34 protein-coding genes are annotated in these 25,725 nt (G+C 45.6%); 25 read left to right on the top strand and 9 right to left on the bottom strand.

Annotated features, from left to right (window positions below):
* Window positions 1–2 precede the first annotated feature (2 nt).
* The 21 genes from HMPREF9473_RS00510 to HMPREF9473_RS00415 all read left to right on the top strand — a co-directional run bounded on the left by HMPREF9473_RS00510 (window position 3) and on the right by HMPREF9473_RS00415 (window position 16,381).
* Window positions 3–602 (top strand): type IV toxin-antitoxin system AbiEi family antitoxin domain-containing protein, encoded by a 600-nt coding sequence (locus HMPREF9473_RS00510; RefSeq protein WP_006771552.1) that lies wholly within the window; start codon window positions 3–5, stop codon window positions 600–602.
* Window positions 599–1,438, top strand: coding sequence for a nucleotidyl transferase AbiEii/AbiGii toxin family protein (locus HMPREF9473_RS00505; RefSeq protein WP_006771553.1), 840 nt, complete (start codon window positions 599–601; stop codon window positions 1,436–1,438). The genes HMPREF9473_RS00510 and HMPREF9473_RS00505 overlap by 4 nt, the downstream gene beginning before the upstream one ends.
* Before the next feature lie 283 nt (window positions 1,439–1,721).
* Entirely contained in the window at window positions 1,722–2,147 is a 426-nt protein-coding gene (locus tag HMPREF9473_RS00500) for a single-stranded DNA-binding protein (RefSeq protein ID WP_006771554.1), read from the top strand.
* Window positions 2,148–2,265: 118 nt separating this feature from the next.
* A complete protein-coding gene (locus HMPREF9473_RS00495) occupies window positions 2,266–3,081 on the top strand; it encodes a hypothetical protein (protein WP_006778110.1) in 816 nt (271 codons plus the stop codon).
* A 32-nt stretch (window positions 3,082–3,113) separates the two neighbouring features.
* Window positions 3,114–4,184 (top strand): DUF932 domain-containing protein, encoded by a 1,071-nt coding sequence (locus HMPREF9473_RS00490; protein WP_006771556.1) that lies wholly within the window; start codon window positions 3,114–3,116, stop codon window positions 4,182–4,184.
* Between the two features lie 31 nt (window positions 4,185–4,215).
* Window positions 4,216–5,046: a hypothetical protein gene (locus tag HMPREF9473_RS00485; protein ID WP_006778109.1), complete on the top strand. Its 831-nt coding sequence runs from the start codon at window positions 4,216–4,218 to the stop codon at window positions 5,044–5,046.
* Between the two features lie 89 nt (window positions 5,047–5,135).
* Entirely contained in the window at window positions 5,136–5,675 is a 540-nt protein-coding gene (locus HMPREF9473_RS00480) for a DNA-directed RNA polymerase sigma-70 factor (RefSeq protein WP_034858546.1), read from the top strand.
* Between the two features lie 34 nt (window positions 5,676–5,709).
* A complete protein-coding gene (locus HMPREF9473_RS00475; protein ID WP_006778107.1) occupies window positions 5,710–5,955 on the top strand; it encodes a hypothetical protein in 246 nt (81 codons plus the stop codon).
* A 100-nt stretch (window positions 5,956–6,055) separates the two neighbouring features.
* Window positions 6,056–6,733 carry a YkgJ family cysteine cluster protein gene (locus HMPREF9473_RS00470; RefSeq protein ID WP_006778106.1) on the top strand — a complete coding sequence of 226 codons (678 nt, stop codon included), beginning with the start codon at window positions 6,056–6,058 and terminating at the stop codon, window positions 6,731–6,733.
* A 149-nt stretch (window positions 6,734–6,882) separates the two neighbouring features.
* Complete coding sequence (locus tag HMPREF9473_RS00465) at window positions 6,883–7,638, top strand: hypothetical protein (RefSeq protein WP_207636776.1); 756 nt, start codon at window positions 6,883–6,885, stop codon at window positions 7,636–7,638.
* Window positions 7,639–7,650: 12 nt separating this feature from the next.
* Window positions 7,651–10,692 carry an SNF2-related protein gene (locus tag HMPREF9473_RS00460; RefSeq protein ID WP_006778104.1) on the top strand — a complete coding sequence of 1,014 codons (3,042 nt, stop codon included), beginning with the start codon at window positions 7,651–7,653 and terminating at the stop codon, window positions 10,690–10,692.
* Between the two features lie 15 nt (window positions 10,693–10,707).
* On the top strand, window positions 10,708–11,181 hold the full coding sequence (locus tag HMPREF9473_RS00455; protein ID WP_006771563.1) for a hypothetical protein: 474 nt from the start codon (window positions 10,708–10,710) through the stop codon (window positions 11,179–11,181).
* A gap of 11 nt (window positions 11,182–11,192) precedes the next feature.
* A complete protein-coding gene (locus HMPREF9473_RS28345) occupies window positions 11,193–11,315 on the top strand; it encodes a hypothetical protein (RefSeq protein WP_006771564.1) in 123 nt (40 codons plus the stop codon).
* The gene (locus tag HMPREF9473_RS00450) at window positions 11,302–11,538 is read left to right on the top strand and encodes a hypothetical protein (RefSeq protein WP_006771565.1); all 237 of its coding nucleotides are present in this window, start codon (window positions 11,302–11,304) and stop codon (window positions 11,536–11,538) included. Before HMPREF9473_RS28345 ends, HMPREF9473_RS00450 begins: the two co-directional genes overlap by 14 nt.
* Window positions 11,539–11,583: 45 nt before the next feature.
* A complete protein-coding gene (locus HMPREF9473_RS00445) occupies window positions 11,584–12,441 on the top strand; it encodes a hypothetical protein (RefSeq protein WP_006771566.1) in 858 nt (285 codons plus the stop codon).
* Between the two features lie 24 nt (window positions 12,442–12,465).
* The gene (locus HMPREF9473_RS00440) at window positions 12,466–12,975 is read left to right on the top strand and encodes a hypothetical protein (protein ID WP_006771567.1); all 510 of its coding nucleotides are present in this window, start codon (window positions 12,466–12,468) and stop codon (window positions 12,973–12,975) included.
* Between the two features lie 170 nt (window positions 12,976–13,145).
* Window positions 13,146–13,349 carry a hypothetical protein gene (locus HMPREF9473_RS00435; RefSeq protein WP_006771568.1) on the top strand — a complete coding sequence of 68 codons (204 nt, stop codon included), beginning with the start codon at window positions 13,146–13,148 and terminating at the stop codon, window positions 13,347–13,349.
* A gap of 9 nt (window positions 13,350–13,358) precedes the next feature.
* Window positions 13,359–14,546, top strand: coding sequence for a hypothetical protein (locus HMPREF9473_RS00430; protein WP_006771569.1), 1,188 nt, complete (start codon window positions 13,359–13,361; stop codon window positions 14,544–14,546).
* An 18-nt stretch (window positions 14,547–14,564) separates the two neighbouring features.
* Complete coding sequence (locus tag HMPREF9473_RS00425; protein ID WP_006771570.1) at window positions 14,565–14,930, top strand: hypothetical protein; 366 nt, start codon at window positions 14,565–14,567, stop codon at window positions 14,928–14,930.
* 49 nt (window positions 14,931–14,979) lie between these two features.
* On the top strand, window positions 14,980–15,912 hold the full coding sequence (locus tag HMPREF9473_RS00420) for a phosphoadenosine phosphosulfate reductase family protein (RefSeq protein WP_006771571.1): 933 nt from the start codon (window positions 14,980–14,982) through the stop codon (window positions 15,910–15,912).
* A gap of 28 nt (window positions 15,913–15,940) precedes the next feature.
* Complete coding sequence (locus HMPREF9473_RS00415; RefSeq protein WP_006771572.1) at window positions 15,941–16,381, top strand: hypothetical protein; 441 nt, start codon at window positions 15,941–15,943, stop codon at window positions 16,379–16,381.
* A 109-nt stretch (window positions 16,382–16,490) separates the two neighbouring features.
* Here the strand turns inward: HMPREF9473_RS00415 and HMPREF9473_RS00410 are convergent, their stop codons facing one another.
* Complete coding sequence (locus HMPREF9473_RS00410) at window positions 16,491–17,249, bottom strand: hypothetical protein (RefSeq protein WP_006778103.1); 759 nt, start codon at window positions 17,247–17,249, stop codon at window positions 16,491–16,493.
* 137 nt (window positions 17,250–17,386) lie between these two features.
* Here HMPREF9473_RS00410 and HMPREF9473_RS00405 point away from each other — a divergent pair, with 137 nt between their 5' ends.
* Complete coding sequence (locus tag HMPREF9473_RS00405) at window positions 17,387–17,695, top strand: helix-turn-helix domain-containing protein (RefSeq protein WP_006771574.1); 309 nt, start codon at window positions 17,387–17,389, stop codon at window positions 17,693–17,695.
* 13 nt (window positions 17,696–17,708) lie between these two features.
* On the opposite strand, the gene HMPREF9473_RS00400 is transcribed toward HMPREF9473_RS00405, so the two are convergent.
* Window positions 17,709–18,236, bottom strand: a complete 528-nt coding sequence (locus HMPREF9473_RS00400; protein ID WP_006771575.1) for an SLOG family protein — start codon at window positions 18,234–18,236, stop codon at window positions 17,709–17,711.
* A gap of 130 nt (window positions 18,237–18,366) precedes the next feature.
* Between HMPREF9473_RS00400 and HMPREF9473_RS00395 the strand changes: the two genes are divergently transcribed.
* Window positions 18,367–18,708, top strand: coding sequence for a helix-turn-helix domain-containing protein (locus HMPREF9473_RS00395; RefSeq protein WP_006771576.1), 342 nt, complete (start codon window positions 18,367–18,369; stop codon window positions 18,706–18,708).
* Window positions 18,709–18,726: 18 nt separating this feature from the next.
* Here the strand turns inward: HMPREF9473_RS00395 and HMPREF9473_RS00390 are convergent, their stop codons facing one another.
* The 7 genes from HMPREF9473_RS00390 to HMPREF9473_RS27885 form a co-directional block, all read right to left on the bottom strand.
* Window positions 18,727–19,215, bottom strand: coding sequence for a hypothetical protein (locus HMPREF9473_RS00390; RefSeq protein WP_006771577.1), 489 nt, complete (start codon window positions 19,213–19,215; stop codon window positions 18,727–18,729).
* Window positions 19,216–19,220: 5 nt separating this feature from the next.
* Window positions 19,221–20,135 (bottom strand): ParM/StbA family protein, encoded by a 915-nt coding sequence (locus HMPREF9473_RS00385; protein WP_006771578.1) that lies wholly within the window; start codon window positions 20,133–20,135, stop codon window positions 19,221–19,223.
* Between the two features lie 93 nt (window positions 20,136–20,228).
* Window positions 20,229–20,645, bottom strand: coding sequence for a winged helix-turn-helix domain-containing protein (locus HMPREF9473_RS00380; RefSeq protein WP_006771579.1), 417 nt, complete (start codon window positions 20,643–20,645; stop codon window positions 20,229–20,231).
* 52 nt (window positions 20,646–20,697) lie between these two features.
* On the bottom strand, window positions 20,698–21,099 hold the full coding sequence (locus tag HMPREF9473_RS00375) for a phosphate-starvation-inducible PsiE family protein (protein ID WP_006778102.1): 402 nt from the start codon (window positions 21,097–21,099) through the stop codon (window positions 20,698–20,700).
* 104 nt (window positions 21,100–21,203) lie between these two features.
* Window positions 21,204–22,013, bottom strand: a complete 810-nt coding sequence (locus HMPREF9473_RS00370; protein WP_006778101.1) for a DUF368 domain-containing protein — start codon at window positions 22,011–22,013, stop codon at window positions 21,204–21,206.
* Window positions 22,014–22,030: 17 nt separating this feature from the next.
* Window positions 22,031–22,867, bottom strand: a complete 837-nt coding sequence (locus tag HMPREF9473_RS00365) for an undecaprenyl-diphosphate phosphatase (protein WP_006771582.1) — start codon at window positions 22,865–22,867, stop codon at window positions 22,031–22,033.
* 259 nt (window positions 22,868–23,126) lie between these two features.
* Entirely contained in the window at window positions 23,127–23,315 is a 189-nt protein-coding gene (locus HMPREF9473_RS27885; protein ID WP_006771584.1) for a hypothetical protein, read from the bottom strand.
* 92 nt (window positions 23,316–23,407) lie between these two features.
* Here HMPREF9473_RS27885 and HMPREF9473_RS00355 point away from each other — a divergent pair, with 92 nt between their 5' ends.
* Both HMPREF9473_RS00355 and HMPREF9473_RS00350 read left to right on the top strand, forming a co-directional pair.
* On the top strand, window positions 23,408–24,667 hold the full coding sequence (locus HMPREF9473_RS00355) for an HlyC/CorC family transporter (RefSeq protein ID WP_006771585.1): 1,260 nt from the start codon (window positions 23,408–23,410) through the stop codon (window positions 24,665–24,667).
* A 108-nt stretch (window positions 24,668–24,775) separates the two neighbouring features.
* Window positions 24,776–25,558 (top strand): helix-turn-helix domain-containing protein, encoded by a 783-nt coding sequence (locus HMPREF9473_RS00350; protein WP_006771586.1) that lies wholly within the window; start codon window positions 24,776–24,778, stop codon window positions 25,556–25,558.
* The last annotated feature ends 167 nt before the right edge of the window (window positions 25,559–25,725 follow it).

Genomic DNA, 25,725 nt, shown 5'->3' with positions numbered 1-25,725 from the left:
AGATGGATGATATCTGGTTAAAGGTAAAGGAGCTTGCGGCTGACGGAAATGGAATTGTATCCACAAAGCAGGTGGAGCGTTTGGGGATCAGCCGTGCTGTGCTAAAAAAATATGTGGAGGATAACCGTCTGGTCCGTATCCGCAAGGGGCTGTACACGCTCCATGGGGATCTGCCCGATGAATATGTGGCGCTGCAGATAAGAAGTGCAAAAGCCATTTTTTCTTATGGGACCGCGCTGTATTTCTGGGGTTTGTCTGACCGGACGCCCCATTTTATTGATATGACGGTTCCGCAGGGAACAAATATATCCACTATAAAAAGGGATTATCCCCAGGCGCGTTTTCACTATGTCATGAGCGCCATGTACAGTATCGGCATAACGGAAACAACATCGCCTCAAGGTGGTCTGATCCGCCTGTACGACAGGGAGCGCTGTCTCTGTGACATAATTCGGGATAAGAAAAATGTGGATATGCAGCTCTACACCCAGGCTCTGAAGGATTACTTCCGCTCCGGGTCAGACTGCCGGAAATTATTGAAATACGGAAAAAAATTTGGAATTGAAGAACAAATCAGAACATATATGGAGGTACTCTCATGAAAACACCGGAACAACTAAAGGGGACAATCCGCAACATGGCAGCGCAGAAAAACCTGCGTCCCCAGGAGGTTCTGCAAATGTTTTTGTTCGAGCGGGTCCTGGAGCGTCTGGCAGGCTCGCGCTATCGGAAAAATTTTATATTAAAGGGCGGACTGTTAATCTCGTCCATGCTTGGCATTGAAGAGCGCACCACCATTGACATGGATACGACCGTGCGGGGAATCCGGATGGAGGAACCGGAAATAACTTCTGTCATTAAGGAGATCCTGTCTATTGACGTTGGCGATGGGATAGACTTTTCTTTTCGTAAGATAGAACCAATCCGTGAGGATGACACGTACAGCAATTTCCGTGTACATATCGACGCACGGTACGGAAAAATCAACAGCCCTATGAAGTTAGACATTACCACCGGAGACGAGATTACCCCCGCGGCAATCCAGTATGATTACCCACTTCTGTTTGAACATAAAACAGTGCCGGTTATGGCCTACACTCTGGAGACGATCCTTGCTGAAAAATATGAAACCATCATTCGCCGGAATATTGGAACCACGAGGGCAAGAGACTTTTATGACCTACATACCCTATACAGGGAACGGTATTCAGAAATCCGTCCGGATATCCTGCGCATGGCCGTGGCTCACACAGCTAAGAAGCGCGGCTCTGCCAGTGCCTTGGCAGACTGGGAAGAAATATTGCAGGATATCCGCGAAGAACCGATGCTGGTATCCTTCTGGCATAAATATACCGCAGAAAATCCCTATATCGGAAAGCTCCTGTTTTCAGAAGTGCTGGATACTGTGGAGCGTATCGGCAGGCTGTTGCAGGAATAAAATCGCTACATATTGTATATTGGCAATACATTTATACTATATATTGATTGCATTATCTTGACATATACTATATATAGTGTTATACTTGCTCTGTAAATGATTTTTGTGCGCCCCCCCCCCTATGGGATATGGACAATGCTCCATATAGCGGAAGAAGCCCGCATTGCACACGTTGTCAAGTTTGTAATCAAGTGTCAGTGGTATTACCGCGCCATTCTACGGCCGGTCTTGTCTGCTGGCACTTTTTATATAGATATAAAAGCCTTTGGCAGAAAGGAGTGTTATGGCACAGGTTTTCGTATTTGGCTATGTGACTGCAGATTTGCAGCTAAAGCAGAGCCAAAAGCAAACCCCTTATGTCTGTTTTGACCTTGCCGAGCATATTGGCTTTGGAAACGGGCAGAGAACTATTTACTATCAGGTTTGGACATGGGGCGAGGACGCTCTGCGGCTCATACGCCTGAAAATTAAGAAGGGCAGCATGATCTGGATCTCCGGCTCCCAGGAGCTGGTGGACTGCACCAGCCAGAACGGCGATGTCAAAACAAAACGTCTGAAGGTTTACTTAGACAACTGCGGCTTTTTGCCCGACTGGCAATCGAAGGATCAAAAGTTAAGTTTACCGGACTGCCAGGAAACAGCGGCGCCAGCCAATAGCCTTCCACCCCTGGAGATATTGGACGGTGAACGCGAGACCCTGCCGGAGTGATTGAGACTCCAGCTCATTGAGAGGAACCACATTAAGTTTTTCAGAAAGAAACTGAAAGCTTAGTGCGGTTCCTCTTTTTTTATTTCCGGAAAATTACAAAGAGAGGATGAAAGAAATAATGAAAAAAGACAAAGCCCTGTGGGGCAGCATCAGTATTCTTGTAGGAATCGTAATCGCTATTCTCGCGCTGGTAAGAGGAGATATGCAGACCTGGCTTCTGTTAGGCGTTTTTTCTCTGTGGGGCTCATGGATTATAGTGATTCTCCTGCTCCCCTATATGCGTCAGGCAAAGAGACGCCAGCAGCGGAAATACCGGCTTAAACGGCTTTATGCAGACGGAATTTACACTCCGGCTCCCCAGGCAAAAGAAAAAAAGGAAGGGGCGCCGATGGAACATTTGTTGCTCCGACACGTAAACCATCGTATTTCCAGCTACTTACGGGCCGCTTATCCAGATGTTACCTGGTCCTGGTGCGAAAAGGAACCGGAACGGCTTGCCGTTTATGGAGGAATCGGACGAATCCGCGTTTATGGCATTCCTGATTTTGACCATGCGGACGTAACTGTGGATCAGCAGGCAAATATCGACTGTAGTATGGTGAAAATTGTTCCTCTGTCTCATATTGGAGCTGCGCCGGACGAGGAACACAAGGCGCCGCCCAACCGTCAGCCAGTAGACCCGCAAATATGGTATGAGGTGCAGGGCAGAAAGATACTGGAAACGCTTATGGCCGACTTAAACTCGCGCGGACACAACAGCTTGACCCTTTATGAAAATGGGAATATCTGTATCCGCCAGGACAATGAGGAGGTAGCGCAGGAACAACTGCCCGCCTTTCCGGAAAGAACCTACTGGCCCCGGTTGGTTAAGGTGTTTGAGCGCAATGGTCTGGCGGCGAAGATAACCGATACCGGGATTGTAGTCACCTGGTAAGGCGCAAGTTACGGAAGGAGTGAATATTACAAATGAAAGAAGGTATTTCCCTGCAGGAAATGGCTGCTGAAATCACACGTCAGAATCAGTTAAAGGAAGATTATCTGGTGGATACCAGGAGCCTCAAACTGGAACCCAGCGGAAATCAGCTCTACCTGCATATGTATGACAATCAAGCGGAGGCGTTGGAACCCTTTGAAATCAATTCCATTGCCCACCGGCAGGTCGGCAGCTATTTAAAGATACCCGCAGACTATTATGACCGTATGCGGACTGATTACCCGGAGCTTCTGGCTGAGAACGTCAATTCCTGGTTTAACCGGGAACCGGCCAAGCGTATGCTGCGGACCATCGGCGGAACGGCACGCGCCTTTTTAAGCAACCGTTACCGGCGCATTGACAATATGGAGATAGCCAAAGTGGTACTTCCCATCATCGGCCAGATGGAAGGCGCTCATTTTGAGAGCTGCCAGATTACAGAGAGTCGAATGTACATGAAGATTGTCAATACACGCCTCGAAGCAGAGGTTGTCCCCGGCGATATTGTCCAGGCCGGATTGATTATCTCCAACAGCGAGGTCGGACAAGGTTCTGTAAATATACAGCCCCTTGTATACCGGTTGGTATGTAAGAATGGGATGGTAGTAAATGACGCCAGGACACGCCAGTATCATACGGGACGGATCAATACACTGGAAGAAAATTTCCAGTTATATTCCGAGGAAACGCTGGCTGCGGAGGATCACGCTTTTGTAAAGAAGATTGAGGATACGGTAAAAGCAGCCGTGGAGGAAGCACGTTTTTCCCAGGTAATAGACATTATGCGAAATGCGACTACCGCCAAAATGAATACGGTGGACGTTCCTGAAATTGTCCGGTTGACGAGCCGGGACTTCCATATTACCGAAGACGAGAGTGCCGGTGTTCTTCAGCATTTGATTGAAGGCAACGATTTAACTCTCTACGGGCTGTCCAACGCTGTTACCAGGCACAGCCAGAATGTAGAAAGCTATGACAGGGCTACGACGCTGGAAAGCATCGGGTATAAGATTTTAACCATGCCCCCGAGACAGTGGAACAAAATTAACCAGATGGCCGCATAAATGAGCGGCCTTACCAGAGGAGGAAAACAATATGTATAACCAGAATACGACTGCTTTAATGGAAAATGAGAAATTTTTACTGCCGGCTATGGTGGAAAGCGAATTCAGCACCGAGGAACTGGCCGAGGATATGGACGGTCTGCAGATGAGCTTTCAGCGGGTAAAAATCCCGGCAGGCGGCACCATTCAGTTTGAGCTTCCGTCCGACGCTCCTGAAAACCCTGACTACGCAAAGACGCTGGTAGGCGTAATTCTTCACAATCACGCCACCTGCGCCTATTGGCCGGAAGGAAGCGAGTACGATGATAATACCGCCCCGCTCTGTTCCTCCGTAGACGGGAAGCAGGGAATTGGCGATCCGGGAGGCGCCTGCGCTGCCTGTGCCTTAAACCGCTTTGGCACTGATTCCAACGGAAAAGCCAAGGCCTGCAAAAATATGCGGATTCTCTATCTGCTCCGCAGCGGTGAATATATGCCGATTCAGCTGACCCTTCCGCCCACCAGTATCAGCCCCTTCCGTGAGTTTTTAAACCAGTCCTTTGCGATTCGCCGGCGGGCGACCTTTGGCAGCGTGGTGCAGATTGGGCTTAAAAAGATGAACAACGGCACAAATGATTACAGTGTCGCCACCTTCCGCCGTCTGTATGACTTCACTGGCGAGGAGCTGGTGCAGATACGCGCTTATGCCGACGGCTTTAAAGAACAGGTAAAGGGAATTCTTCAGCAGCGCGCAGCATCTACCGAGGAGCTGCATGATGATGGCTGTGATTACCTTGAGACAGGCACACTGCCCGGGGATAAAAACGGTAATTTTTCCCTTCCGTCCGCGATTGACGGGGAACGGGAAGCCTTACCCGCTTAATGGTTTTTAACAGCATTGAAACGATCAATACGTCAGCAAAGGACATCTCCGGTTTTGGGCCGGGGGTGTCCTCTTTTTTAGGAGGAGCTATGAAGATTGAAATACCATTATCAGATATACAGAAAGATTTTGCCGAGGAAAATCACGGGCTTGTCTATGCTTTTTTAAACGCTCACAGCTTAGACGAAGAGGAATTCTACGATGTGGTGATATTCGGCTACCTTCGGGCCGTCCGGCGTTATTTTACAGAAGCCGGCCTGAAAAAGTATAAATTCGGCACGATTGCATGGAATTGTATGAGGGTCGATTTACTCAACTATTATAAAGCAAACCGCAGCCAAAAGCGCAATGCTGAAGTAGTAAGCCTTCATGTGAGCTTATCTCCTGATGGTCCGCCGCTGGAGCACAGTATTCCATCTCGTAATGAAATGATGGAACAGCTGGAAGTAAAACTCCTGCTGCATGACCTGGCCAGGAGAGTCTCCAGGCAGCAGCTTGATCTGGTGCGCTTAAAATCCGATGGCTATGGCGTCAGGGAAATTGCCCGCAGGCAGAAAACAAGCATAAAGCACGTCCAGGAGCTGCTGGAGGAAGTCCGCGGTATCCTGATGGACTTATGCTATGAATAAACAAATGTCAAAAGCAGACTGGAGGTCGGAATGAATGAAAAAAGGTAAAAAGGAGCTTGTAATGAGCGGGCGTCTTATGCGCCCCCTTGTGGTGGGACAGAGCGCTTTTTTCTATGCGAACGGGCAGATATGCCATACCCTGCCCGTAGTAAAGATTCATGAACAGATGGAAGATTTTGTACGCTTTGAAACAGCAAAAACAGAGTATCATTTGTCACTGTCCCCTTTTCCAAGGTCAGCCAGTGCCATGATTCCTGCTAGCTTGGCTATGGCAGCATAAAGTACATCATAAACAGCGCAGAATCGGCAGACAGATTGATTTCTGACGCTTCAGCCGTGGCAGATTGATTCTTCCACGGCTTTCTTATTTGGAGGACAGAATGGATAACAATACCTTACAAGTAAAACCGGTACGGTCCAAGGATTGGATTTCGTATCAGTGTCAATGCTGCGGCAGGTGCTGCCGCCATATAAAGAACAGCGTCATGCTGGAAAGCCTGGACGCTTACCGTCTGGCGAACTATCTACGTGAGAACGGTGACTCTGTTACATGTATCGACGATGTTTACAGCCAATACAGCCTGCCTGCACCCTTGACGTCAGACGGATTTCCCGTCTATCTGGTCCGGACTGTCGGGCCAGACGATGCCTGTATCTTTTTGAAGGACGGCTTTTGCAGTATCTATCCGGCCAGACCCCGGACCTGCAGGATTTACCCCTTTAGTGTTGCGCCGGGACAACGAGGCAGAGATTTTGAATACTTCCTCTGTACAGACAAGACTCACCATCTGACTGGAGGCCGTGTTTTGGTAAATGACTGGTTTTACAAAAACTTTAAGAGGGAGGACAGAGACTTTATCAAGCTGGAATATCAATGCGCTGAGGAGATTGTGCGCTTTATGCGCCAGCTCCGGCCATCGGTCCGGGAGACGGCTCTGTTTTCGCTTCTGTATTTTCGATACTACAATTATGATCTGCAAAAACCGTTTCTGCCGCAATACGAAAAAAATCAAAAACTGTTGATGTCAGAGCTTCATAAGACTTTGCAGACTAACTGATGATAAAAAGACAGGAGATTCCGATGAATATTTTAGCAAAGTTCGAGACCGTCACAATAAAGGCGGCCATCAGGCTGGCGGAGGCAGACAGGCGCTTCTGCGAGGCTCATGAGAACGCTTATAAAAACGCCCTGGCCTGCTTTCAGGAAATGGAATACATATGGGAGGATATCTGCAGCAGACAAACAGATATCCTGTCGGAGGTAGATTCTCATTCCCCCTATTTATCCACCAGCGGCGGCCTGGACATTTCCGCTGAACAGATCCGTGAACACATGGTGGGGCTGCACTCCCGATTTATCTCAAATATCGTTACGCATTTCAGCAGAACTTATCACGTTTCCATTGATCAGAATACGATTGAGGATAAGCTGCTACCACAAAAAGCTTCCGAATCACGATGGACAAAACCAGAACAGGATGAAGGTGACATGTCTGCATGGTCCCTTCTCTATGAGGACATTGTTAAACTTATCTTTGAACAAATGAACGGCCGTGACTTTGGTGAACAGGCACTTTATGAATTAAAGGATAAATGCCATAACGCAGCATGGAGCTATTTAAACAAGACTGCGGAATTTGAAATTAAGAAATGTGTTCTGCGGTTCGCATGTGGCTGCTCTTACAAAAATTGGTATGGCAGTGGAGAATGGGAGCTTTATGGCAGCTTAAAGGAAATCCTGAAAGGCATAGCACACTTTGAGACAGGACGCTTTGCGCTTCTGCCCCATGGCTTTGACAGCCTGTTAGGCTACCGTCATTCCGGTTCTGATACGGTTGAATTTTCAACCTGCAGCAAGGTGAGCCAGCTTAAAATGTTTAAAAACGGACGGGTTGATATCAAATTTGCCAGTGAAGCCATTGCCCGGCAATTTGCAGACGATTACCTGGGCCGTGTCTATTAAGGAGGTACTTTCATGAAATATCCCTATGAGGCTAATCCTGTCTCATTCAATCAGAGAAAAACTCTGAATGAAAAGGTTCTTTATCTCATAAATCATGGCGAATCAGACTCGGCGGGAATTACTGCGGCTGATATCTTCAATGCCTATACAGGAGACGGCGGGCTGCACAATCTGCAGCGGGATGACTTTAAGAATTACCATGAATACAGTGACGCAAAAAAAGAAATAGAAAACGGACAGTTTTTCACACCACCGCCAATCTGTGACCTGGTAGTATCGTGTCTGAAGCCTTCCGCGTCTGACTTAATCGCAGACTTAACCTGCGGAATGGGAAATTTTTTTAACTTTCTGCCCGCAGAGTCAAACGCCTATGGCTGTGAAATTGACCACAAAGCCTACAAGGTAGCCCATTACCTTTACCCAAAGGCAAATATTGAGCTGGGAGACATACGCACATATGAGTCCGATATCCGTTTTGATTTTGTGATTGGCAATCCGCCGTTCCATTTGAAATGGTATCTGGAGGACGGGAGCGAAATGCTTTCACAGATCTATTACTGCGTTAAGGCTGCCGAACTTCTGAAGCCCTTTGGTATCATGGCTCTAATTGTACCGCAATCTTTTCTGGCCGATACCTTTACCGATGGCCGGCTGATTCAGGCGATGGAGAACAGATACAGCTTTCTCGGGCAGGTTGCCCTTCCGGACAATGCCTTCCTGTCTATGGGCGCGGGACGTTTCCCCACAAAGCTGCAATTCTGGCAAAGGCGGAGCGGATTGGAGGGTTGGGTTCCACTGCCTTATACCACAAAACCAGGCTTGTCACTGACAGCGGGCTTCCACATTCAGTCAGAGGCAAAACGGATCTATGACTGCTTTCTGGAAAAGGCCAGATCAGACCTGGAGGTACATAAATCACATATCCTGCTGGAGCTTGCAAAGAGCCGTGACACGTCAGCCGAGTTTCAGTATAAAATTAAAAAACTGCTCTACCATATCAAGATACATCCGGAGACTAAATCCCGGTATACAAAATGCTGTGAATATCTGTACCGGTTTTGCACGGAAAGGAAACCCGATGAAATGACTTATGAGGAATGGTGCCGGGTCCGTATTACAGAAAAGAAAGTATTATCGTATCTGCGTAAAACCTTAAAAAGACAGAATTTGCCGCCGGAGCGGGATGTAATTGCCCTGGTTAAACAAAACTACCACTTTGCCTATAAAGGGTACAGCGCAAAAATACGCCGGCAGATGGATTATGATCTGAGAGTGAAAACTCCAATCTATCAGGCGGTCCTGGAAAACAGCCCGGAACGCTATCCCGGATATGCCCGGCTACTGCGCGGAAAACGAAGGGATTACGAAAACCAGAACAAACAATTTACAGATATGAAGGAGGACCCGAACATCGCCAGATGGCTGTCCGGCTTTGTCCTGTGGGATGCTGAAAACAATGAAGCAATCCATTTAAACGAACTTCAGCGGCATGACCTTAATCTTGTGCTGCAAAAACGCAACTCCCTTCTCCAGTGGGAGCAGGGCAGCGGAAAAACCCTTGCCGGAATTGCGGTTGGACAGTACCGTATGGATTGTCAGGCTGTCCGGTATACCTGGGTAGTCTCGTCCGCTATCTCTATCCGGAATAACTGGGATGTGGTGCTGCGTAACTACGGTATCTCCTATGTATTCGTGGAAAAGCTAAAGGATTTGGAGAAAATCCGCTCGGGGGATTTTGTTATTATCACCCTAAATAAAATCAGCCAGTATCAGAAGCAGATTTCTAAGTGGATAAAACGGCGCCGGCAAAAAATCCAGCTCGTACTAGATGAGAGCGATGAGATCTCCAACGCCAACAGCCAGAGAACCAAAGCTGTACTGGCCTGCTTCCGGCGCTGCCGCATGAAGCTTCTGACTACGGGCACCAGCACACGAAACAATATTTCCGAGTTCGCACCACAATTAGAACTTCTTTACAACAATTCTATCCATATGCTTTCATGGTGCTCTAAGCTCTATCGCCATAAGGGAAAGGATTCTCACCTGGAATCACATAATAATCCGTATTACAGACAGCCCATTCCGGCTTATAAAAAAGGATATTCTCTTTTTTCCGCTTCCCACCTTCCAGATAAAATCACTGTTTTTGGGGTGGAACAAAAGACACAGGATATCTACAACGCCGATGTTTTAAGTGAAATTCTGGGTAAGACCGTCATCACACGTACCTTTGAGGAAGTCTGCGGAAAGAACATCAAGCAGCTTCATCAGGTTCCTGTCCTTTTTCCGCCGGAGGAAAAAGAGGTATACGAAAAAGCCATGGACGAGTTTCTCGTTATGCGGAACGATTACTTTAATCTGACAGGCAACTCCAGAAAAGACAGCATGATGAAGTTAATTCAACAGATTGTCCTGCTGCTGCGGATCAGCGCGGCGCCGGACACAGTAAAGGAGTATGGGGGCGATACGCCTGTCAAGGTTATGGCTGCCGTGGAGCTGGCCGCCGGGTGGGAAAATGAAATTGTCGCCATCGGCGTGCGGCATAAGGTGGTTCTGGATTCTTATGCCAGGGCAATCCGCAAATACCTTCCGAACCGGCCTCTGTACATTGTGACCGGATCTAATACCACATTTGCCAAAAGGCGCGCCCTGCGGCAGACGCTGCGGGAAAGCAAGAACGGTATCCTGCTCTGCACCCAGCAGAGCCTTGCGTCCAGTGTAAACTTTGAGTTCGTCAATAAAATTATCATTCCGGAGCTTCATTATAACAATTCCGGCATGAGTCAGTTTTATTTCCGGTTTATACGCTACACTTCAACAGAGTACAAGGACGTATATTTTATCACCTATGCCGGGAGCATTGAATCAAATCTTATGCAAATGATCCTGGTAAAAGAAAAGTTAAACTTATTTATGAAAGGACAAGATACGAATTTAGATGAAATATACGAGCGCTTTGATGTAGATTATGATTTGCTGTCACTGCTCATGTACCAGGAAGAGGACGATAAGGGACGGCTGCGGATTCGCTGGGGGAAACAAAACATTGCTTAAAAGTGAGGAATTTTTATGTACCAGTATATTTATCAGATTTCCACTAAACCGATTGAGCGGAATGAGTGGACGGGATTGCACTTTTTTGAGGACCAGCCATTGCCGGCAGCAGATTCTATCACTGCCGCGATAAATCGGGCAAAGGCGGTCAGCGTGTTGGGAGATTGGCTGCAGCAGCACTGTCTTGGCAGGCTTTCTGGTGAAGCCTTCCGCTTGAATACCAATGTACGGACTATCTATTTTAAAAAACGGTTCCAGCAATTTAAAAATGCTTTAGGGGATATGCAGATGGTTTCCGAGGATCAGTTTATCAATCACTATTATGAGGTAGAAAATCTCATATTGCGATTAAATGAGAGCTTTTGTAACCAATATGATACCTATTTTATTTTGGACCGGAACGCTCCCATTCCCCTGGATCAGTTTATCAGAATAGCCAGAACCAGTACCCCCTATTATGTTGGCGCGGTTTTGGATTATCACTATTAGGAGGAAAACCAATGAATTTCTATGAAACACCGGCAGGAAAAATGTTTAAATCCGGGTTCTGTACCGCCACACAGTTGATTTTTGCCGGTCTTTTAGAGCCGGCAGGGAAGGAGTCAGAGAATGAAGATACTTAAATTCTGCAGGCATAAAAGCGGGTTGTGGGAAGGTGTTATTTTTGAAAACAACTCTGGCAAGCATTACATTACAAATGGCATTGGGGTATGGGAAGAAAGTGAAAAACGGCTGGAAGGTCTGGATATTGTACACGCGATTGATATTCCCCGGCTGTGTCATTGTCTGGAACAGCATCATTGCCAGGAGGATCTGTTAAGGCAGCTTTTGGAGCGCTCTGCTTAGAAGATTTGAAAGCTGCAACGTAATAACTTGGAAAGGTGGTTTGCAATGGATTCTGACAGGACTAAGCAATTAAAAATATTATGCTGCGGAGCCGGAATGCAGTCTACGGCACTGGCACTAATGTCTTGTGAAAATGCTAAAAACGGTATTCAATATCCGTTGGTCCCGATTTATGATGCCATTATTTTCTGTGATTTATGTTCCGAAGCACCCTGGGTATATAGACAGGTAGCATTTATTGCTGACGCCTGCAAGGAGTGTGGTATTTCGTTTTATGTCCTCACTACAGATTTGTACGGCGTCTTTATGAAAAACTTTGGCAATGGACATGTCACCAGTATTCCCTTCTGGAGTATAGGAGCTGATGGCAAGAAGGCTAAAATGAGACGGCACTGCACAATAGATTTTAAAATTATAAAGATTCAACAGTTTGTTCGTTATGAGCTGCTGGGTTATCGTTGGCGTGAAAAATTACGTGAAGCTGACCGAGGCGCTCATGAAATGCATATTGGCTTTTCTTTTGAGGAAAAACAAAGAATTTTTGACAGTTATCACCCTATGTTTGTTAATCGCTTTCCCCTTGTGGAGATGGGACTTACCAGGGCTGATAATTACCGCTACTGTTTAGATGTTTGGGGATTGGACACCAAAGCAAGCGCCTGCATTTTCTGTCCATTTCACCGCAATTATTTTTTCTGGCATCTAAAACGTCATCATCCGAAGCGTTTTCAGGATCTGGTGGCTTTTGATCAAACGCTGGAGCGTGAACAGCCTAATACCATGATACGCAGCAAATTGTTCATATCCCGTTCCCGAAAACGCATCAGGAACTTGACCGATACAGAGTGCAATGACGCAGAGACATTTGATTATCGCGGAAAGCCAATCTGGAACGGCTTTTAAATTTTACCGAAAGGAGGGATTGCAATGGACATTACGGAACTTTATCAATCCTTGTCTGCTCTGCTCGACAAATTAAAACGGAACCGGGAGCTTGTATCCTTATCTGAATTAAAAACAAAGTATCGCAAGCCATATACAGCGCTTTGCGAAGATATACGAGCGGCAACTTCCGCCTATGTCAATAAGGCGGTTTTGCAGGGAATCCGTATCCGCAAGGAATATTCTAAGGAAGCTATTGCTATTATAGAAACCTCTATTAAACAGTCGGGGCTGCTACGGCAGATTTCGGCCGCGGCTTTCAAACGTCAGGATATCAAGGAGATCGAACAATTATCCCATACTTTAAATAAACAGATTGCAGCGGCTCTGGAACCGTTCTACTATCAGCACCTTGGTCTTTACCTGACTGAGGATTGTTTCGCAGACCCGCCCAGGACGCCGGATATCTATAGCGATGTCAACGGCTGTATTCTGCGTGACGGGAAGTGGATACCCGAGGAGATTCTATATGGTAAGCAGAATTCGGCAGCGTAAAGCAGCTGACCGGTTCCACTAAAAGTATTCTATAAAAGAGGATAAGAAGGAAATTAAGGAAATTTAACAAGAGAGTTGACTGACTGCTTGAATAAGCATTCGTCAGCTCTTTTTGTTATCGGCCAACACAATGGATTAAGCCGGCTGATCTATAAGGAGGAATTCTTTTAATGAAAAAATTAAAATGGCTGGACGAAACCTGCAATAGCTGCAACAAGCAAATTAATAGCTGGGATAAGAGGATCTCAAAGGTACTATCTTACAAATATCCCTGCTGCGAGGCATGTATCGCCAAAGAATATGATATGGACATAGACGCCTTACGAAACCGCATGGAGCATTATCTGGGCATCAGGCCCTGCCTTGGTTTATGAGGTGAACTTATGGCTGAATACAATCTTTTAACACAGCGCCTTTTGTCAGAAGGATATTCCGTGGACCATTATCCCAATTATGTACAGATTCAAGACAGCACCCTTCCCGGTGGCGATCCGCTTAACAACCTAGGCGGCGGCTTCATCTTCAAAAGAGCCGTTGCGAATGACTGTACCTATAAAACAGGCTGCGGCAAATATGTTCTGGGCAAAAATGTAAACAGCGATATGAGTTATATGGGTATCCTGTGGTGTCATGAAAATGATAATCCGGTTATCCGGTGTCCCTACGATATCCCGGACTGTCCGGACAATGACCCGCTGCTCCATGGCACTCATGGCGGAGGACTCTGTATTATGTGCCATTGCGTCTGCCATAGAACAGAGGAAAGCTATGATTACGAGAATAGTATTGAAAAAGCGGACGATGAGCGTCAGGCGGAAAAGGACAAAAAATATGAAGAATACTCGAAAGCCCACAATGGACGGGTATGTTTGAATCATATGTATTTTGACGAACGGACGCGAGAATGGCGACTAAACTATGAACCACAAAGGTGTGCCAGGATTTGCTATTCACAAAATGGGTGGTGCCCTGTTTTAGACCGGCGGCTTAGCCGGAAAAAGGCCAACGTATACTATGACTTAAAGACAAGCCACATCAGGAAAGATGGAACCCTGTTCGATGGGGAAGTGATCGTCCACATTGAAAAGGGAATACGCTACTTTGAACGCCCTGTGTGTATGGATATCTGCGAGGCTTTTATCCGCCAAAATGGAAAAGAAATCATCTGGAATAAATACAAGTGGAATACCTATACCACCATAAAACTATTTGATCCCACATTCCAGGCTGAGATTCTAAATGTCAGAGCAGAATCCAGGCCAAGCCGTGACCTTATGCAGGATCTGGCTGATATCCAGGAGGGTATCAACATATCGCATTCATCAGATTTAGTAAAATGCCAAAAGGAAGCAAAACGGGAACGGCGTCAAAGGGCGCGAACAAAACGAATTGAAAAGCTGGAAGCAAAAATCCTTAAAAACGGATATGGCAGCCTGGAGAATTACTCTTTAGATAAGATTCATGCAGATAAATGGCTGACACCCGAACGAATTGAGGAACTGGAAAAATTACGGCTGCAAAGGATTAAGGAAGAACAAGAACAACCGGTACAAATGAACCTGTTCGATTAAGGAAGGAGACTGAACTATATGGCAAATGATTTTATAACACATCAATTATATGCACCACAGGTAACTGCTGATCCGTTTCACAAAGACAGGTTATTTTCAAAGCAGCTTGGAATGGTAAAAGCATTTTGGCAGGACTTAATCTGCGCCGATAACTTTCGGGCAGCTAAGTGGAATCAGGGAGGACTCACTTATATGCTGTACCACAGCACCCGTGAGACAGATGCTTTTGTAATCGGCGTTATCGGAAGCGATGGGCTGCCTCTTTCTCACCATAGCTATCTGAAAAGTGAGGTAGGGACAGGAAAATATTACGCCGATATCCTTTCAAACCTGCCATATGCCAGGAAGGACGGTGCATTAGAGGTTATGGTGGTTAAATCTTGATTTCCACTATGACAGACCAAAGGAACAGATCAGAATGTGAGGAATACTAATGAGAGGCCAGATAGATTTACCCGTGTACGGTGATTATGTGGGGCAGGTCATCAAGGAACTGCGCGTTATAGCTGGCTGCCATACCATGTGTCTGCGTTTTTCCGGCGGCAAAGACAGTGTGGTGCTGAAATGGTTATTCGATCAAGCCGGTATCCCCTACCAGGCCAGATTCAGCCGAACCAGCGTTGATCCCCCTGAGCTGCTTCGTTTCATCAGAAAGTATCATTCCGATGTGATAGAAGAACCGCCCAGAATATCCATGTTCCACCTAATTATTAAAAAAGGGTTCCCTCCTACGAGAGTCTGCCGATATTGCTGCAGTGAATACAAGGAACGAAACACATGCCCGAAAGAGGGGCATGTCCTTACGCTGACTGGGGTACGCAAAGCTGAAAGCGTAAAGCGAAGGAACCGCTCAAGAGTTGAAACCTGTCAGGCATACAAGGGTGTGACATTTTTTCATCCCATTCTTGACTGGACTGATGAACAGCTCTGGAACGTCATAGACGATAACCATATTCCATACTGCGAATTATACGATGAAGGCTTCAGCCGGATCGGCTGTGTTGGCTGTCCTCTCACATCATCTAAAAATATGCTTCGGGAATTCCGGCGCTGGCCTAATTTTGAAAAGGCTTATTTGTGGGCATTTGAGCGAATGTTAGAGGGCCGTCAGTTTGATAAATGGAAAACTAAATATGATGTGATGGACTGGTATATGTATGGCGTCCAGGAGCAATATAAAAAGCTGGACGAAGAAAATGATAAACTATGGAAGCAAAATACATTTCGTGCCTATGATAATGAACTGTATTATGGCGATTATTTTGATAATCTGACCCATGAGTATGAAAGCAGAGATGTCAATGCTGCAATTCAAATTTTACATAGCAGCCAGAAAAAGAAAGAGGTTACGCGGATTGCATGTTAAGCAATCCAAAGAAAGGAGTATATTACCAATGAAAATAAATATATACACAAAGCTGCCGGATATTGCGTCCGAATCAGAGGTCATTCTCACGCCGGTTTGTTCCTTTAACCATGTTTTTCAAAATATTGAAAAGGGGGAAAACGGTATCGACCGGCCGGCCAGTGAATTAGTTTATTCCCGCTCCGATTATGATGGATACAGATGGTATACCTCCTGGTTTAAATGCCATAAGGAGCGGCTGGACCCAGAATTAGTAAAGGAGATTGATGAATTTACGGAAGCGTTATTCCTATTGCCGGAATTTACATCATTATCGGCCATGAAACGGCTTTGTGCTGCCTGCGCGGAGCCGACCCGCGATGAAACGGAATACAACCTTTACTCCGAAACACAACGCTTACAAATATGGTTACGGCTGATAACACGGTTTAAAGATTATAACCTATATGTACATTATTATTTAAAATAGCATTCTAGGGCAGTAGTGACTTCTTTCGCCATATTATGTTCAAAGCGTCCCCGCAGCAGTAATCAGAGGGGACGCTTTTTAATGGAAGTATTCTCACACCATCTATTTTTCATATCTCTCCGGGCAATAAAAAACCAACAAATCCATCTCCACGCTTGAATCCTCTTCCCTTTTTTCTACGCAGATCGCAGGTAATATAATAGTCATTAAAAATAAATGCCGTAATATCCGGCTCCAGGAGCCGTATATCTTTTGTCCTAAAGTCAATCACCCCGATTCCATACGGTTCATCGCTCCAGCTCTCACTCATCATACGATTCAGACAATCTGTACATAAAAATTTACCGGCCTTTTTTATATCCAGAACTTCATCATTATTAAAGGTGAGGGAGGCACGGGCGTATCCTCTGTTCGGATCTTCTGAAACCAATGACAAAAAACCGTCGTCACCAGTATTCAATATGTGAGAAGATGACCCCTTTACAGGCTCTTCTATCAGTTTCTTATGATCATCATACCGGTTAATTTCCACACATGACAGCTTAAAAGTATTCAGGCTGATAAAGCCTACATTTTCCTGCCCAAAGTACCAGGTTAGCAGCGTCTCTTTTCCTCCATTACAGAGCAGGCAATCCTCTGGCGCTGTATCCGACCTGTATCGCGGAGGTTCCTCCTGTTCAATATCAGATTCCTGGCTTTGCCCTGGCTCGTTTTGTCCTGGCTGCTCTTGCTCCCACTGCCTGGTTTTATCCCCTCTTTGTCTATTTGACAGACCAGCGCCAACTATACATGCCAGCAAAAGCAAAACAGAAGTGATAAATAGTATGCAGACTTTTCTTGATATGCCAAAAGTAAATATCTTCTTCATAAGATCTCCTATCTGGTTAAAAAAGTTATTTTTATCATTATATCTAATACAATCAGATATTAAGGGGTGAGTATCTAGCCTATCCAGACATATTACAGTCACCTATAGGGTAAAATCATATACAGAGGTGATTTGGTATGTATGAAAACTTGTTTTATCAACGGTTAGAAAAATTACGTTCTGAAAAAGGGGTATCTGCGCGGGATATGAGCTTGTCCATTGGACAAAGCGCGGGGTATATTAACGCGCTGGAAAACAGAAACGGCTTTCCGTCCATGCAGGTCTTTTTCTATATCTGCGAATACTTAGGCGTTACGCCAGCCGAATTTTTCGACAGTGATAACAGCTATCCTACAGAGTATAAAGAAATGCTTGACGATATAAAGGCCCTGGATCATGAGCAGTTGGGGAATGTGAAAGCCATTATTAAAGGGTTAAAAAAGTAGCCGGCCGAATCATTCAGAGGATTTTCGCCGTATCCGGGTGAATGTATACGATTTTCAGCCCCTTTCGCATGGCATACTTTACGGTCTGTCCTGTGACTGATTTCACCGTATGATTTCCGTCATAAATGGCTACCATGTGCTGCGCCTGATCAACCATATAATAATTTTGCCGGAAAAATCCTTCTCTGCCGTCTGCACCTCTAATGGTTATACATTCCGCACTGTGCTTTTTCAGAAAGTTCATGCGTTTTCGGCTCCGTTCATCCCAATTCGCATCATAGCCTTCATATGGAAAAACAATGCAAAACTCTATGTCCCCATATCCAGGCCGTTCCTTCAGGCGTAGGATCAATTCACCGGCCCATATGCCAACTCCCAGTGAACCACTTATATAAAAACGGCGTACACCTATTGCATGGAGTATCTTAACTTGTTCTGCCATAGCATTTTTTATTCTTTTGCATAAAGAATAATTTTCTTTGTATTTAAACTTAAATCGCGTTGGTTTATGTCCTATCACTGTACATGCGAGTTTTTCCATCCAATTCCTCCTTAATAAATTCTAAAATTATTACTATTATACATGCTATGGACGTTAAAAATCAACCATAGACGCTTAATTAACCATGCCATAGACGATAAACTATAACTATAGCATGGAGGCACGATAAATGGACGATCTTTTAAAAGAAATGGGTAAACGGATTCATGATAGGCGAAAACAGCTTCATATGACGCAGGAAAACCTGGCGGAGTTAGCAAACATCACACCGCAGACCGTTTCCACCGCTGAATTGGGACAGAAAGCCATGCGGCCCGACACAATTATTAAAATATCCGCCGCTCTTGGAATCAGTACGGATTATTTGCTGCTGGGTAAGGTCACAGAGGAAGATAAATCACTCCTTTCCCCGAAGGTATCTGAACTGACGCCGAATCAATACAGACACTTGGAAGATATTATCGGAAGCTTTGTAGCCGCTGTTAAAGAAAAGGAGACACAGGAGAAATAAACCTCCCATGTCTCCTTTTCAGTTATTCCGGAATGCCGACAATGTATTCATAATTAAAGCCCGTGCATGGTTTTCTTCCTCCTTGCAGACTGGGGGAACCGTTTGCTCCTGTCGGGAAACCGCTGCCGGCGTCTCTTCCTGTTCTGGAGTCTGCACGGTATTTACCGCAGGCTGCATGTCTGCCGCAGTATGTATTGCTGCTGCAGGCCCGGGGTGAACCTTAACTGTCGGCTGCGTTTTTTGCACAGATTGCGGCGTTGAAGCTTCTGACGCCTGCTCCTTCAAAATCCCCCTCACCATCTCCTCAATCGCCCCTTTATCCATCAGCCATGAAACAGGAATATCCGGGGTTTCAGGACAATGGATATAATGCAGGATTGCATTGACGATAAAGGGAGCCTTGCTGTGCGCTCCCTGGCTCTCTAGGATCTCAATGACCTTTCTGTGTGCAGGATCATTTTCATTAAACTTAATCGTAAAGCGCTCCCTGTCCTTTTTAGCCGCCATAGGAATCACCTGCCCGCCATTTCAAGCTGATACAAAAATTCATATCCTTTGGCATTGGCATTAATCTCGTCCACAAATAAGGGCCTGCCAATTTTGCCGGACGCCTCTATTTGTCTGCGAAGCAGAATCGCTCCTCCCCCAACAAATACAACGCTGCCTGACCGCAAATCAATCATACGCTCCCGCAGGGTATTGAACAGATCATTAATAAATTCCTGCGCCTGGTATTCAACGAGTTGAACCGCCTGCTCTGTATATCCGTCTGTTTGTCCCTTCAGTATGGCGTCGATATCACTTTCATCGAGAAGCAAATCCAGTTCAGCATTTACTTTTGAGCGAATCTTATTGTATAGCAAAATCACGCCATTTTCCAGGGAATCACATGTGGAAAGATCCGCCTGTCCGTATTTCATTAAAAGATAATCCGCCGTAAACCCGCCAATATCCAAAACCAACGCCTTGGGGCTGTCAATCAGAGATTCCATCATGGTTACAGCGGCCGCATAAGCCTGGGGGAAGCAGACCACATCTTCAATATATATCGAATGTGGCTTACCGTGATAATGGAACTTAATCACGTCCCGGTTCATAAAATATCCGGTGAAGCTCTTATTTTGAGCGCCGAAGTGAGCTGGCGGAAGCCCTACCGCAAGCTGAATGCGTATCACATCTTCTGAATAACATTTCATAGCCTCAATTTCATTAGCAGCGCCGAACAGTGTCAGATAAAAAAACCGGTCATCCTCCGTTTTATCCTTCCGGTAAGGAATTCGCTGGTTGGAAAGAGTATAGTAAGTCCCATTACATTGAATTATATTTTTTCCAAATGGCTTCTCAATACTCTGCTGCAGCCCGGACACAAATGGCGGGCAGTGAATCGTCTTGATCTGTTTATTTCCGTGGTCGATTGCTAATAACATAGAATACATCTCCTTTTTAATTTTTATACTTATCCTTTACGTTCCAATTACGTCTTTTTCAACAGACCACAGAAATTTTATGCGTATTGCGTATTATTTATCGTGCTTAAACCGATATCCAATTCCCCAGACCGTCTCTATGCAGTCATAGCCATATATCTGTTCCAGCTTCTTCCGGATTTCACTGACATGATAGCGGATTGTTTCATCTACATTAATAGCCGTGGATTCATTCCACACCTGATAGTAAATCTGTTCTTTCGTAAAAATGCGTCCCACATTGCGAGCCAGGAGATACAGAAGCGCAAATTGGCGAGGCCCTAATGTCAATTCCTGACCGTTGACCTCTACCTTACATTCATGCGGATAAAGTGACAGGTTTGATAGGGACAGCACCGGAGCTGGTGATATATCTACAAACTGGATTTTTTCAGCTTCTATGCTGTCCAATATCTTATTTAAAACATGCTCCTCCGCTTCATCAAGAGTGATAATAACAATCTTTCCCATCCTGGCACCTCCTCTCAATTCCAATACTCATAATTCCGTAATAGCAATCTTATCAAACTTCCTTACCCCTTTCCGCCCCGGCAGTTTTTGCAGGACAATGGTAATGGCGAATCAGGAAAATAATTCCCACAGCAATTACCCCCATAAGGGTTTCAGCCGATCCAGCATGTGTTACCACCATCTCCCTGGCTATGGCAAACAGCAGGACCTCTACTACTGCCTCCGGAGCGTGCTTTACCAGCATTTTGATAAACTCAATCCCCACAACCAGCGCCAGCGCATCCCCTAAAACCTGATTTAAGTCTACCACCTGCGGATTATGTATCAAGTCCCCCATTAAATTCACTGCTAAAAGAATCGCTCCAGATAATATGGCAACAAGGAGGATTGCAGCCACAAAAAACTCCAGGAAAGCAGCTATTTTTGTAAAATAAGAAGCTGTTATCCGGTTCATTTCAAATTCTTTCTTATCACCTTTCAGCTGTACTACTCTCCTTAATCTATTCAAAACCTACCATACAGCGTTTTGACATAAAACCTCTGGGCACCAGCTTCCCCCTATGTTGTTTCCTCCAACCCGGAAAGTGAACGGACTGCAAAGAATCCCGCCCCAGCCAGTGTACCGCACAGAAGCATCTGATTGGCCTCTGGCACCCCTGGGAAAATTTCCACCAGGGAAGCCAGTATAAATCCAAAAATAATTAAATACGTGGGCCGTGGATAATTCTTCATTGCATGTTCCAAAGTTCTTGTAGAAAGAAAAATCCCCAAAAGCACCCCGGCTCCGAATGGAACTAAAACAGGCAGATGAAACCCGTGCAGGGCCAGGATCATACCGTCATAAACCCCAAAAACAAGAAGCAGATAGGAAACACTGATTCCAGGCAATATCAAAGCCACCGCAGCTGCAATACCGGTCATTAATAGAAATACCGTTTCCTTTACCCCCATGGACAATCCCGTCTGGACAGGAGCTTCCGGAAGTACGGACAGTGTCCATACGAGCAGCATCCCCAATGCCGGCCAGACTAAAACGGGTATGGATAACTGCCGGACCTCCGCTTTCTTTAACATCAATGGAATCCCTCCTCCCACCGCCCCCATAAAAAAATAAAGCATCTGCATGGGATAGCGATCCAACAGGGAGAGCAGCGGCTGGGAAAACAGGAGGATACCGATAAAACCTCCAGCAGAAAATGTCCCCAATAACAGCAGACTCTTGACGCTGCGAATAGAATTAACAGAGTATATCAGCCTGTCATAAATCCCCAGCAGCATTGCCATCGAACCTCCGCTGACGCCGGGGACCATCATGGTGCTGCCAACACAGAGACCTTTCAGCATGACAGATAAAACAGAACCTTTCAAATTTTATACCTCCTGATTTAAGTAAGTAGATACATTGCCATAACAATCCCTAAGCCAATCCGATACCACCCGAAAATTTTAAAGCTGTGCTTCTTAATAAAATTCATTAGTCCCTGTATCACCAGCAGAGATACCAGAAACGCCACAATCATTCCGGTCAGCAGGATAACCGCCTCTACCCAGGTTAATTCCCAGCCAAATTGAAGTATCTTAAATAAGCTTGCCCCCACCATGACAGGGACTGCCATGATAAAGGTAAATTCCGCCGCCGCAATACGTGATACCCCGATCATCAATGCTCCGATTATCGTTGCGCCGGACCGGGACGTCCCTGGAAGTACGGCGGCAATCATCTGGAAAAAACCAATCCATAAGGCAGCCCTCCAGGTTAGCTCCACCGCGGTATGAACCACAGGTTCTCTTTTTCGCGCCTCCACCACCAGAAACAGAATCCCCACAACAATGAGCATAATAACCACCACATAAGGGTGGTAGAACAGATTGTTTATCTCATCGTTCCATAAAAGCGCCGCTACGCCCGCGGGAATACAGGCAACGACAATCTTCCCCCATAGGAGAAGGATATCCGGCTTTAGACGAAAACCGCCCTTCAAAGCCCAGGGGACCATCCGTTTCCAATACAAAAGCGGAACTGCCAGAATAGATCCAAACTGGATAACCACAAAAAACAGTTCCATAAACTCATTCGACTGGCGCAGCGGCAGAAACTCATTCAGCAAAATCATGTGCCCTGTGCTGCTGACCGGAAGCCATTCCGTCACTCCCTGAATGAAGCCAAAGATAATCGCCTTTAATATTTCCACAACTTCTATAATTGTCAATGTTTCACCCACCTTTCTTCTCTAAATCATTATTTATATAAGTCAGAATACAAAAAGACATAGCCTGCGCCCTTTCATAAGCGCAGGTTATGCCTTTTTTATTCTGATTCTTATTCTTATATTCTGGGGCAGCGTCGCTATCGGCGTCGTCCATACGTTCCGTAATTTCCTTTCGTATCAATCCTATTTCAAGGTTATGAAGGTATTATATGGGGAGGGGCATCTGCTGTCAACAGGATGTGGATACATTTAACACTATTTTTATATTTTGTCAGGCCCTGGCTTTTTCAAAAAGATATGGTGATTTCTGGAACGGTACGAAATAACAGATTTTTATTGATTCCGGCTCTCTGTTCTGGTATAATTTTGCCATATCATTAAACTGGAGGAGGGAATACATTACATGCCGGACAACGCGCCAGAAGACGCTGCCCCATATAACGACAACTTGTTTTTCCATACATAGATAGGCATGACTGCGCCCGTTGCGGGAAGTCATGCCTGTTTTCGTGTAAAAAGAAAGAAAAAACATCACAGAAAGGAATCACCTTAATGGAAAGTGACACCATATCCCTCATTATTATTGTTTTCTGCATCATTATGTCAGCCTATTTTTCCGCCACGGAGACGGCATTTTCTTCTCTTAACCGTATCCGGGTAAAGAACATGGCGGAAAAGGGGAACAAACGGGCCGCTCTTGTCCTGAAGCTGTCGGAGGACTACGACGGTATGCTCTCCACAATTCTGATTGGCAACAATATTGTGAATATTGCCTGCGCCTCCCTGTCCACGCTCATCTTCGTGCGCTTTTTGGGTGACGAGGCCGGAGCCAGCGTCTCCACCGTGGTAACTACTATTGTAGTCCTGATATTCGGGGAGGTATCTCCAAAAAGTATTGCCAAGGAATCGCCGGAGCGCCTCGCCATGCTATCCGCCCCCCTCCTCAATGTCTTTATTAAAATACTTGCCCCCGCCAACTTCCTGTTTCGGCAATGGAAAAAGCTGTTGTCCGCCGTTTTCCGTTCTTCCGATGAACGGGGAATTACGGAAGAAGAGCTGCTTACCATTGTAGACGAGGCCGAGCAGGGCGGGGGGATCAACAAGCAGGAAGGAACCCTGATCCGCAGCGCCATTGAATTCACGGAGCTGGAGGCAGGCGATATATTCACCCCAAGAATTGATATTATAGGAATCCCAATGGATGCTGACAAAGAGGAAATTGCAGAGCTGTTTGCCCGGACCGGCTTCTCCAGGCTGCCAGTGTATGAAGATAATATCGACCATATCATCGGAATCCTCTATCAAAAGGATTTCCATAACTACATTATCCGCACTGACCGGGATATACGGGAAATGATAAAGCCCGCCATGTTCATCGCCCAAACAAAGAAAATAGGTCAGCTTTTAAAGGAGCTTCAGCGGGATAAAATGCACATTGCCGTCATACTGGATGAATTCGGTGGAACCGTGGGAATTGTCACGCTGGAGGATATTCTTGAGGAGTTGGTGGGCGATATCTGGGACGAGCATGATACAGTGGTGCAGGAAATAGAAAAGATATCCGATCAGGAATACCTGGTCCTGGGAAGCGCCAATATTGACCGGCTTTTTGAATTATTGCAGAAAGACCAGGACTTTAATTTTCTCACTGCCAGCGGCTGGGTGATGGAACTGGCCGGACGGATTCCAAAGGAAGGGGACTCGTTTGAATACCAGAATTTGAATGTTACTGTTTTAAAAATGGCGGAAAAACGGGTGGAGCAGATCCGTGTGATGGTGAAGGATAATCAACCGCCTTTACCTGAAGAATAAGTATCTTTCAGGACTGCAACCAAAAGTTGACAAAGTGTATCCAGCAAAAGATAGAAGGATTCCGCTTGTTCTGGTATTATAAAAACATCAAAATCAGGAGGAATCTACATGAATTTTGGAGAGAAGCTTTTCAACCTCAGAAAAGAAAAGGGATTGTCACAGGAAGCCCTTGCCGAGCAGCTAAATACAACCCGTCAGGCAATCAGTAAATGGGAAAACAACCATGGATATCCTGAAACAGAAAAGTTATTAAAGCTGTCAGATATTTTTCAGGTTCCTGTAGACTTTCTTTTAAAAGAAACCACTGGAATAGAAAATCAAAACAGCGGCAATATTTATGTCACAAGAGAGATGGCGGTCAGCTATCTTTCCAGCGAAAGCATGGTTAATAGATATTTTGGCCTTGGAACCGCAGCCTGGCTGCTTGGCGGTATTCCTTACAACATGTTGCCAGACGGAGATCCCCTAAAAACACCAGGCATTGCCGTATTTCTTTTGGCAGGTATCTGTATCTGGATTGTCGGTGCCTTTAAAGAAAACGACACGCATAAAATTCTGAAGCAGGAACCCTTGATTCTGGATCATGTATTTTATCAGGAACTGTCCGCTCAATATATGCAGATTAAGAAGCGTTATCAAGTTGCAGCAACCGTGAGCGCCTTATTACTGGCAGTCTGTATCACATTTATTGCTATCGACGCAAAAGGCTATATCGGCTCTGCCGTATACCATATCTTCATTTTCATCGGTCTGTCCCTGGGCGCCTTTGGATTCATTCAATCCGTAGGTAAAATAGATATGTATGAGTTGCTAATACATAATGAACAGTATTGCAGCCGTATCTGGTTTAAATTGATGAAAAAAGTTAGAGACAGGATAAATAATCTTTGATAAACACCTGATTAGTAAGAACGGGACTATGTTTTGTCAAACCGGAATCCGGTGGATACAAAATCGAGTAGGGGGCGGTGGGATAATCAACACATATCCCAACGCCCCTGTTTTTGCCTGTTGTTTATTCACGCGGAAACCGGGCATAGTACCCCGGTTAAATTACG

This window comes from Hungatella hathewayi WAL-18680 (genome assembly GCF_000235505.1).
Taxonomy (GTDB): domain Bacteria; phylum Bacillota; class Clostridia; order Lachnospirales; family Lachnospiraceae; genus Hungatella_A; species Hungatella_A hathewayi_A.
This window is presented reverse-complemented; position numbering and strand designations above follow the sequence as displayed.

What these genes read in the sequence shown, in the direction of transcription:
- HMPREF9473_RS00510 (WP_006771552.1), top strand. Translation starts at nt 3, where the DNA reads ATGGATGATATCTGGTTAAAGGTAAAGGAGCTTGCGGCTGACGGAAAT.
- HMPREF9473_RS00505 (WP_006771553.1), top strand. Translation starts at nt 599, where the DNA reads ATGAAAACACCGGAACAACTAAAGGGGACAATCCGCAACATGGCAGCG.
- HMPREF9473_RS00500 (WP_006771554.1), top strand. Translation starts at nt 1,722, where the DNA reads ATGGCACAGGTTTTCGTATTTGGCTATGTGACTGCAGATTTGCAGCTA.
- HMPREF9473_RS00495 (WP_006778110.1), top strand. Translation starts at nt 2,266, where the DNA reads ATGAAAAAAGACAAAGCCCTGTGGGGCAGCATCAGTATTCTTGTAGGA.
- HMPREF9473_RS00490 (WP_006771556.1), top strand. Translation starts at nt 3,114, where the DNA reads ATGAAAGAAGGTATTTCCCTGCAGGAAATGGCTGCTGAAATCACACGT.
- HMPREF9473_RS00485 (WP_006778109.1), top strand. Translation starts at nt 4,216, where the DNA reads ATGTATAACCAGAATACGACTGCTTTAATGGAAAATGAGAAATTTTTA.
- HMPREF9473_RS00480 (WP_034858546.1), top strand. Translation starts at nt 5,136, where the DNA reads ATGAAGATTGAAATACCATTATCAGATATACAGAAAGATTTTGCCGAG.
- HMPREF9473_RS00475 (WP_006778107.1), top strand. Translation starts at nt 5,710, where the DNA reads ATGAAAAAAGGTAAAAAGGAGCTTGTAATGAGCGGGCGTCTTATGCGC.
- HMPREF9473_RS00470 (WP_006778106.1), top strand. Translation starts at nt 6,056, where the DNA reads ATGGATAACAATACCTTACAAGTAAAACCGGTACGGTCCAAGGATTGG.
- HMPREF9473_RS00465 (WP_207636776.1), top strand. Translation starts at nt 6,883, where the DNA reads ATGGAATACATATGGGAGGATATCTGCAGCAGACAAACAGATATCCTG.
- HMPREF9473_RS00460 (WP_006778104.1), top strand. Translation starts at nt 7,651, where the DNA reads ATGAAATATCCCTATGAGGCTAATCCTGTCTCATTCAATCAGAGAAAA.
- HMPREF9473_RS00455 (WP_006771563.1), top strand. Translation starts at nt 10,708, where the DNA reads ATGTACCAGTATATTTATCAGATTTCCACTAAACCGATTGAGCGGAAT.
- HMPREF9473_RS28345 (WP_006771564.1), top strand. Translation starts at nt 11,193, where the DNA reads ATGAATTTCTATGAAACACCGGCAGGAAAAATGTTTAAATCCGGGTTC.
- HMPREF9473_RS00450 (WP_006771565.1), top strand. Translation starts at nt 11,302, where the DNA reads ATGAAGATACTTAAATTCTGCAGGCATAAAAGCGGGTTGTGGGAAGGT.
- HMPREF9473_RS00445 (WP_006771566.1), top strand. Translation starts at nt 11,584, where the DNA reads ATGGATTCTGACAGGACTAAGCAATTAAAAATATTATGCTGCGGAGCC.
- HMPREF9473_RS00440 (WP_006771567.1), top strand. Translation starts at nt 12,466, where the DNA reads ATGGACATTACGGAACTTTATCAATCCTTGTCTGCTCTGCTCGACAAA.
- HMPREF9473_RS00435 (WP_006771568.1), top strand. Translation starts at nt 13,146, where the DNA reads ATGAAAAAATTAAAATGGCTGGACGAAACCTGCAATAGCTGCAACAAG.
- HMPREF9473_RS00430 (WP_006771569.1), top strand. Translation starts at nt 13,359, where the DNA reads ATGGCTGAATACAATCTTTTAACACAGCGCCTTTTGTCAGAAGGATAT.
- HMPREF9473_RS00425 (WP_006771570.1), top strand. Translation starts at nt 14,565, where the DNA reads ATGGCAAATGATTTTATAACACATCAATTATATGCACCACAGGTAACT.
- HMPREF9473_RS00420 (WP_006771571.1), top strand. Translation starts at nt 14,980, where the DNA reads ATGAGAGGCCAGATAGATTTACCCGTGTACGGTGATTATGTGGGGCAG.
- HMPREF9473_RS00415 (WP_006771572.1), top strand. Translation starts at nt 15,941, where the DNA reads ATGAAAATAAATATATACACAAAGCTGCCGGATATTGCGTCCGAATCA.
- HMPREF9473_RS00410 (WP_006778103.1), bottom strand. Translation starts at nt 17,249, where the DNA reads ATGAAGAAGATATTTACTTTTGGCATATCAAGAAAAGTCTGCATACTA.
- HMPREF9473_RS00405 (WP_006771574.1), top strand. Translation starts at nt 17,387, where the DNA reads ATGTATGAAAACTTGTTTTATCAACGGTTAGAAAAATTACGTTCTGAA.
- HMPREF9473_RS00400 (WP_006771575.1), bottom strand. Translation starts at nt 18,236, where the DNA reads ATGGAAAAACTCGCATGTACAGTGATAGGACATAAACCAACGCGATTT.
- HMPREF9473_RS00395 (WP_006771576.1), top strand. Translation starts at nt 18,367, where the DNA reads ATGGACGATCTTTTAAAAGAAATGGGTAAACGGATTCATGATAGGCGA.
- HMPREF9473_RS00390 (WP_006771577.1), bottom strand. Translation starts at nt 19,215, where the DNA reads ATGGCGGCTAAAAAGGACAGGGAGCGCTTTACGATTAAGTTTAATGAA.
- HMPREF9473_RS00385 (WP_006771578.1), bottom strand. Translation starts at nt 20,135, where the DNA reads ATGTTATTAGCAATCGACCACGGAAATAAACAGATCAAGACGATTCAC.
- HMPREF9473_RS00380 (WP_006771579.1), bottom strand. Translation starts at nt 20,645, where the DNA reads ATGGGAAAGATTGTTATTATCACTCTTGATGAAGCGGAGGAGCATGTT.
- HMPREF9473_RS00375 (WP_006778102.1), bottom strand. Translation starts at nt 21,099, where the DNA reads ATGAACCGGATAACAGCTTCTTATTTTACAAAAATAGCTGCTTTCCTG.
- HMPREF9473_RS27885 (WP_006771584.1), bottom strand. Translation starts at nt 23,315, where the DNA reads ATGGAAAAACAAGTTGTCGTTATATGGGGCAGCGTCTTCTGGCGCGTT.
- HMPREF9473_RS00355 (WP_006771585.1), top strand. Translation starts at nt 23,408, where the DNA reads ATGGAAAGTGACACCATATCCCTCATTATTATTGTTTTCTGCATCATT.
- HMPREF9473_RS00350 (WP_006771586.1), top strand. Translation starts at nt 24,776, where the DNA reads ATGAATTTTGGAGAGAAGCTTTTCAACCTCAGAAAAGAAAAGGGATTG.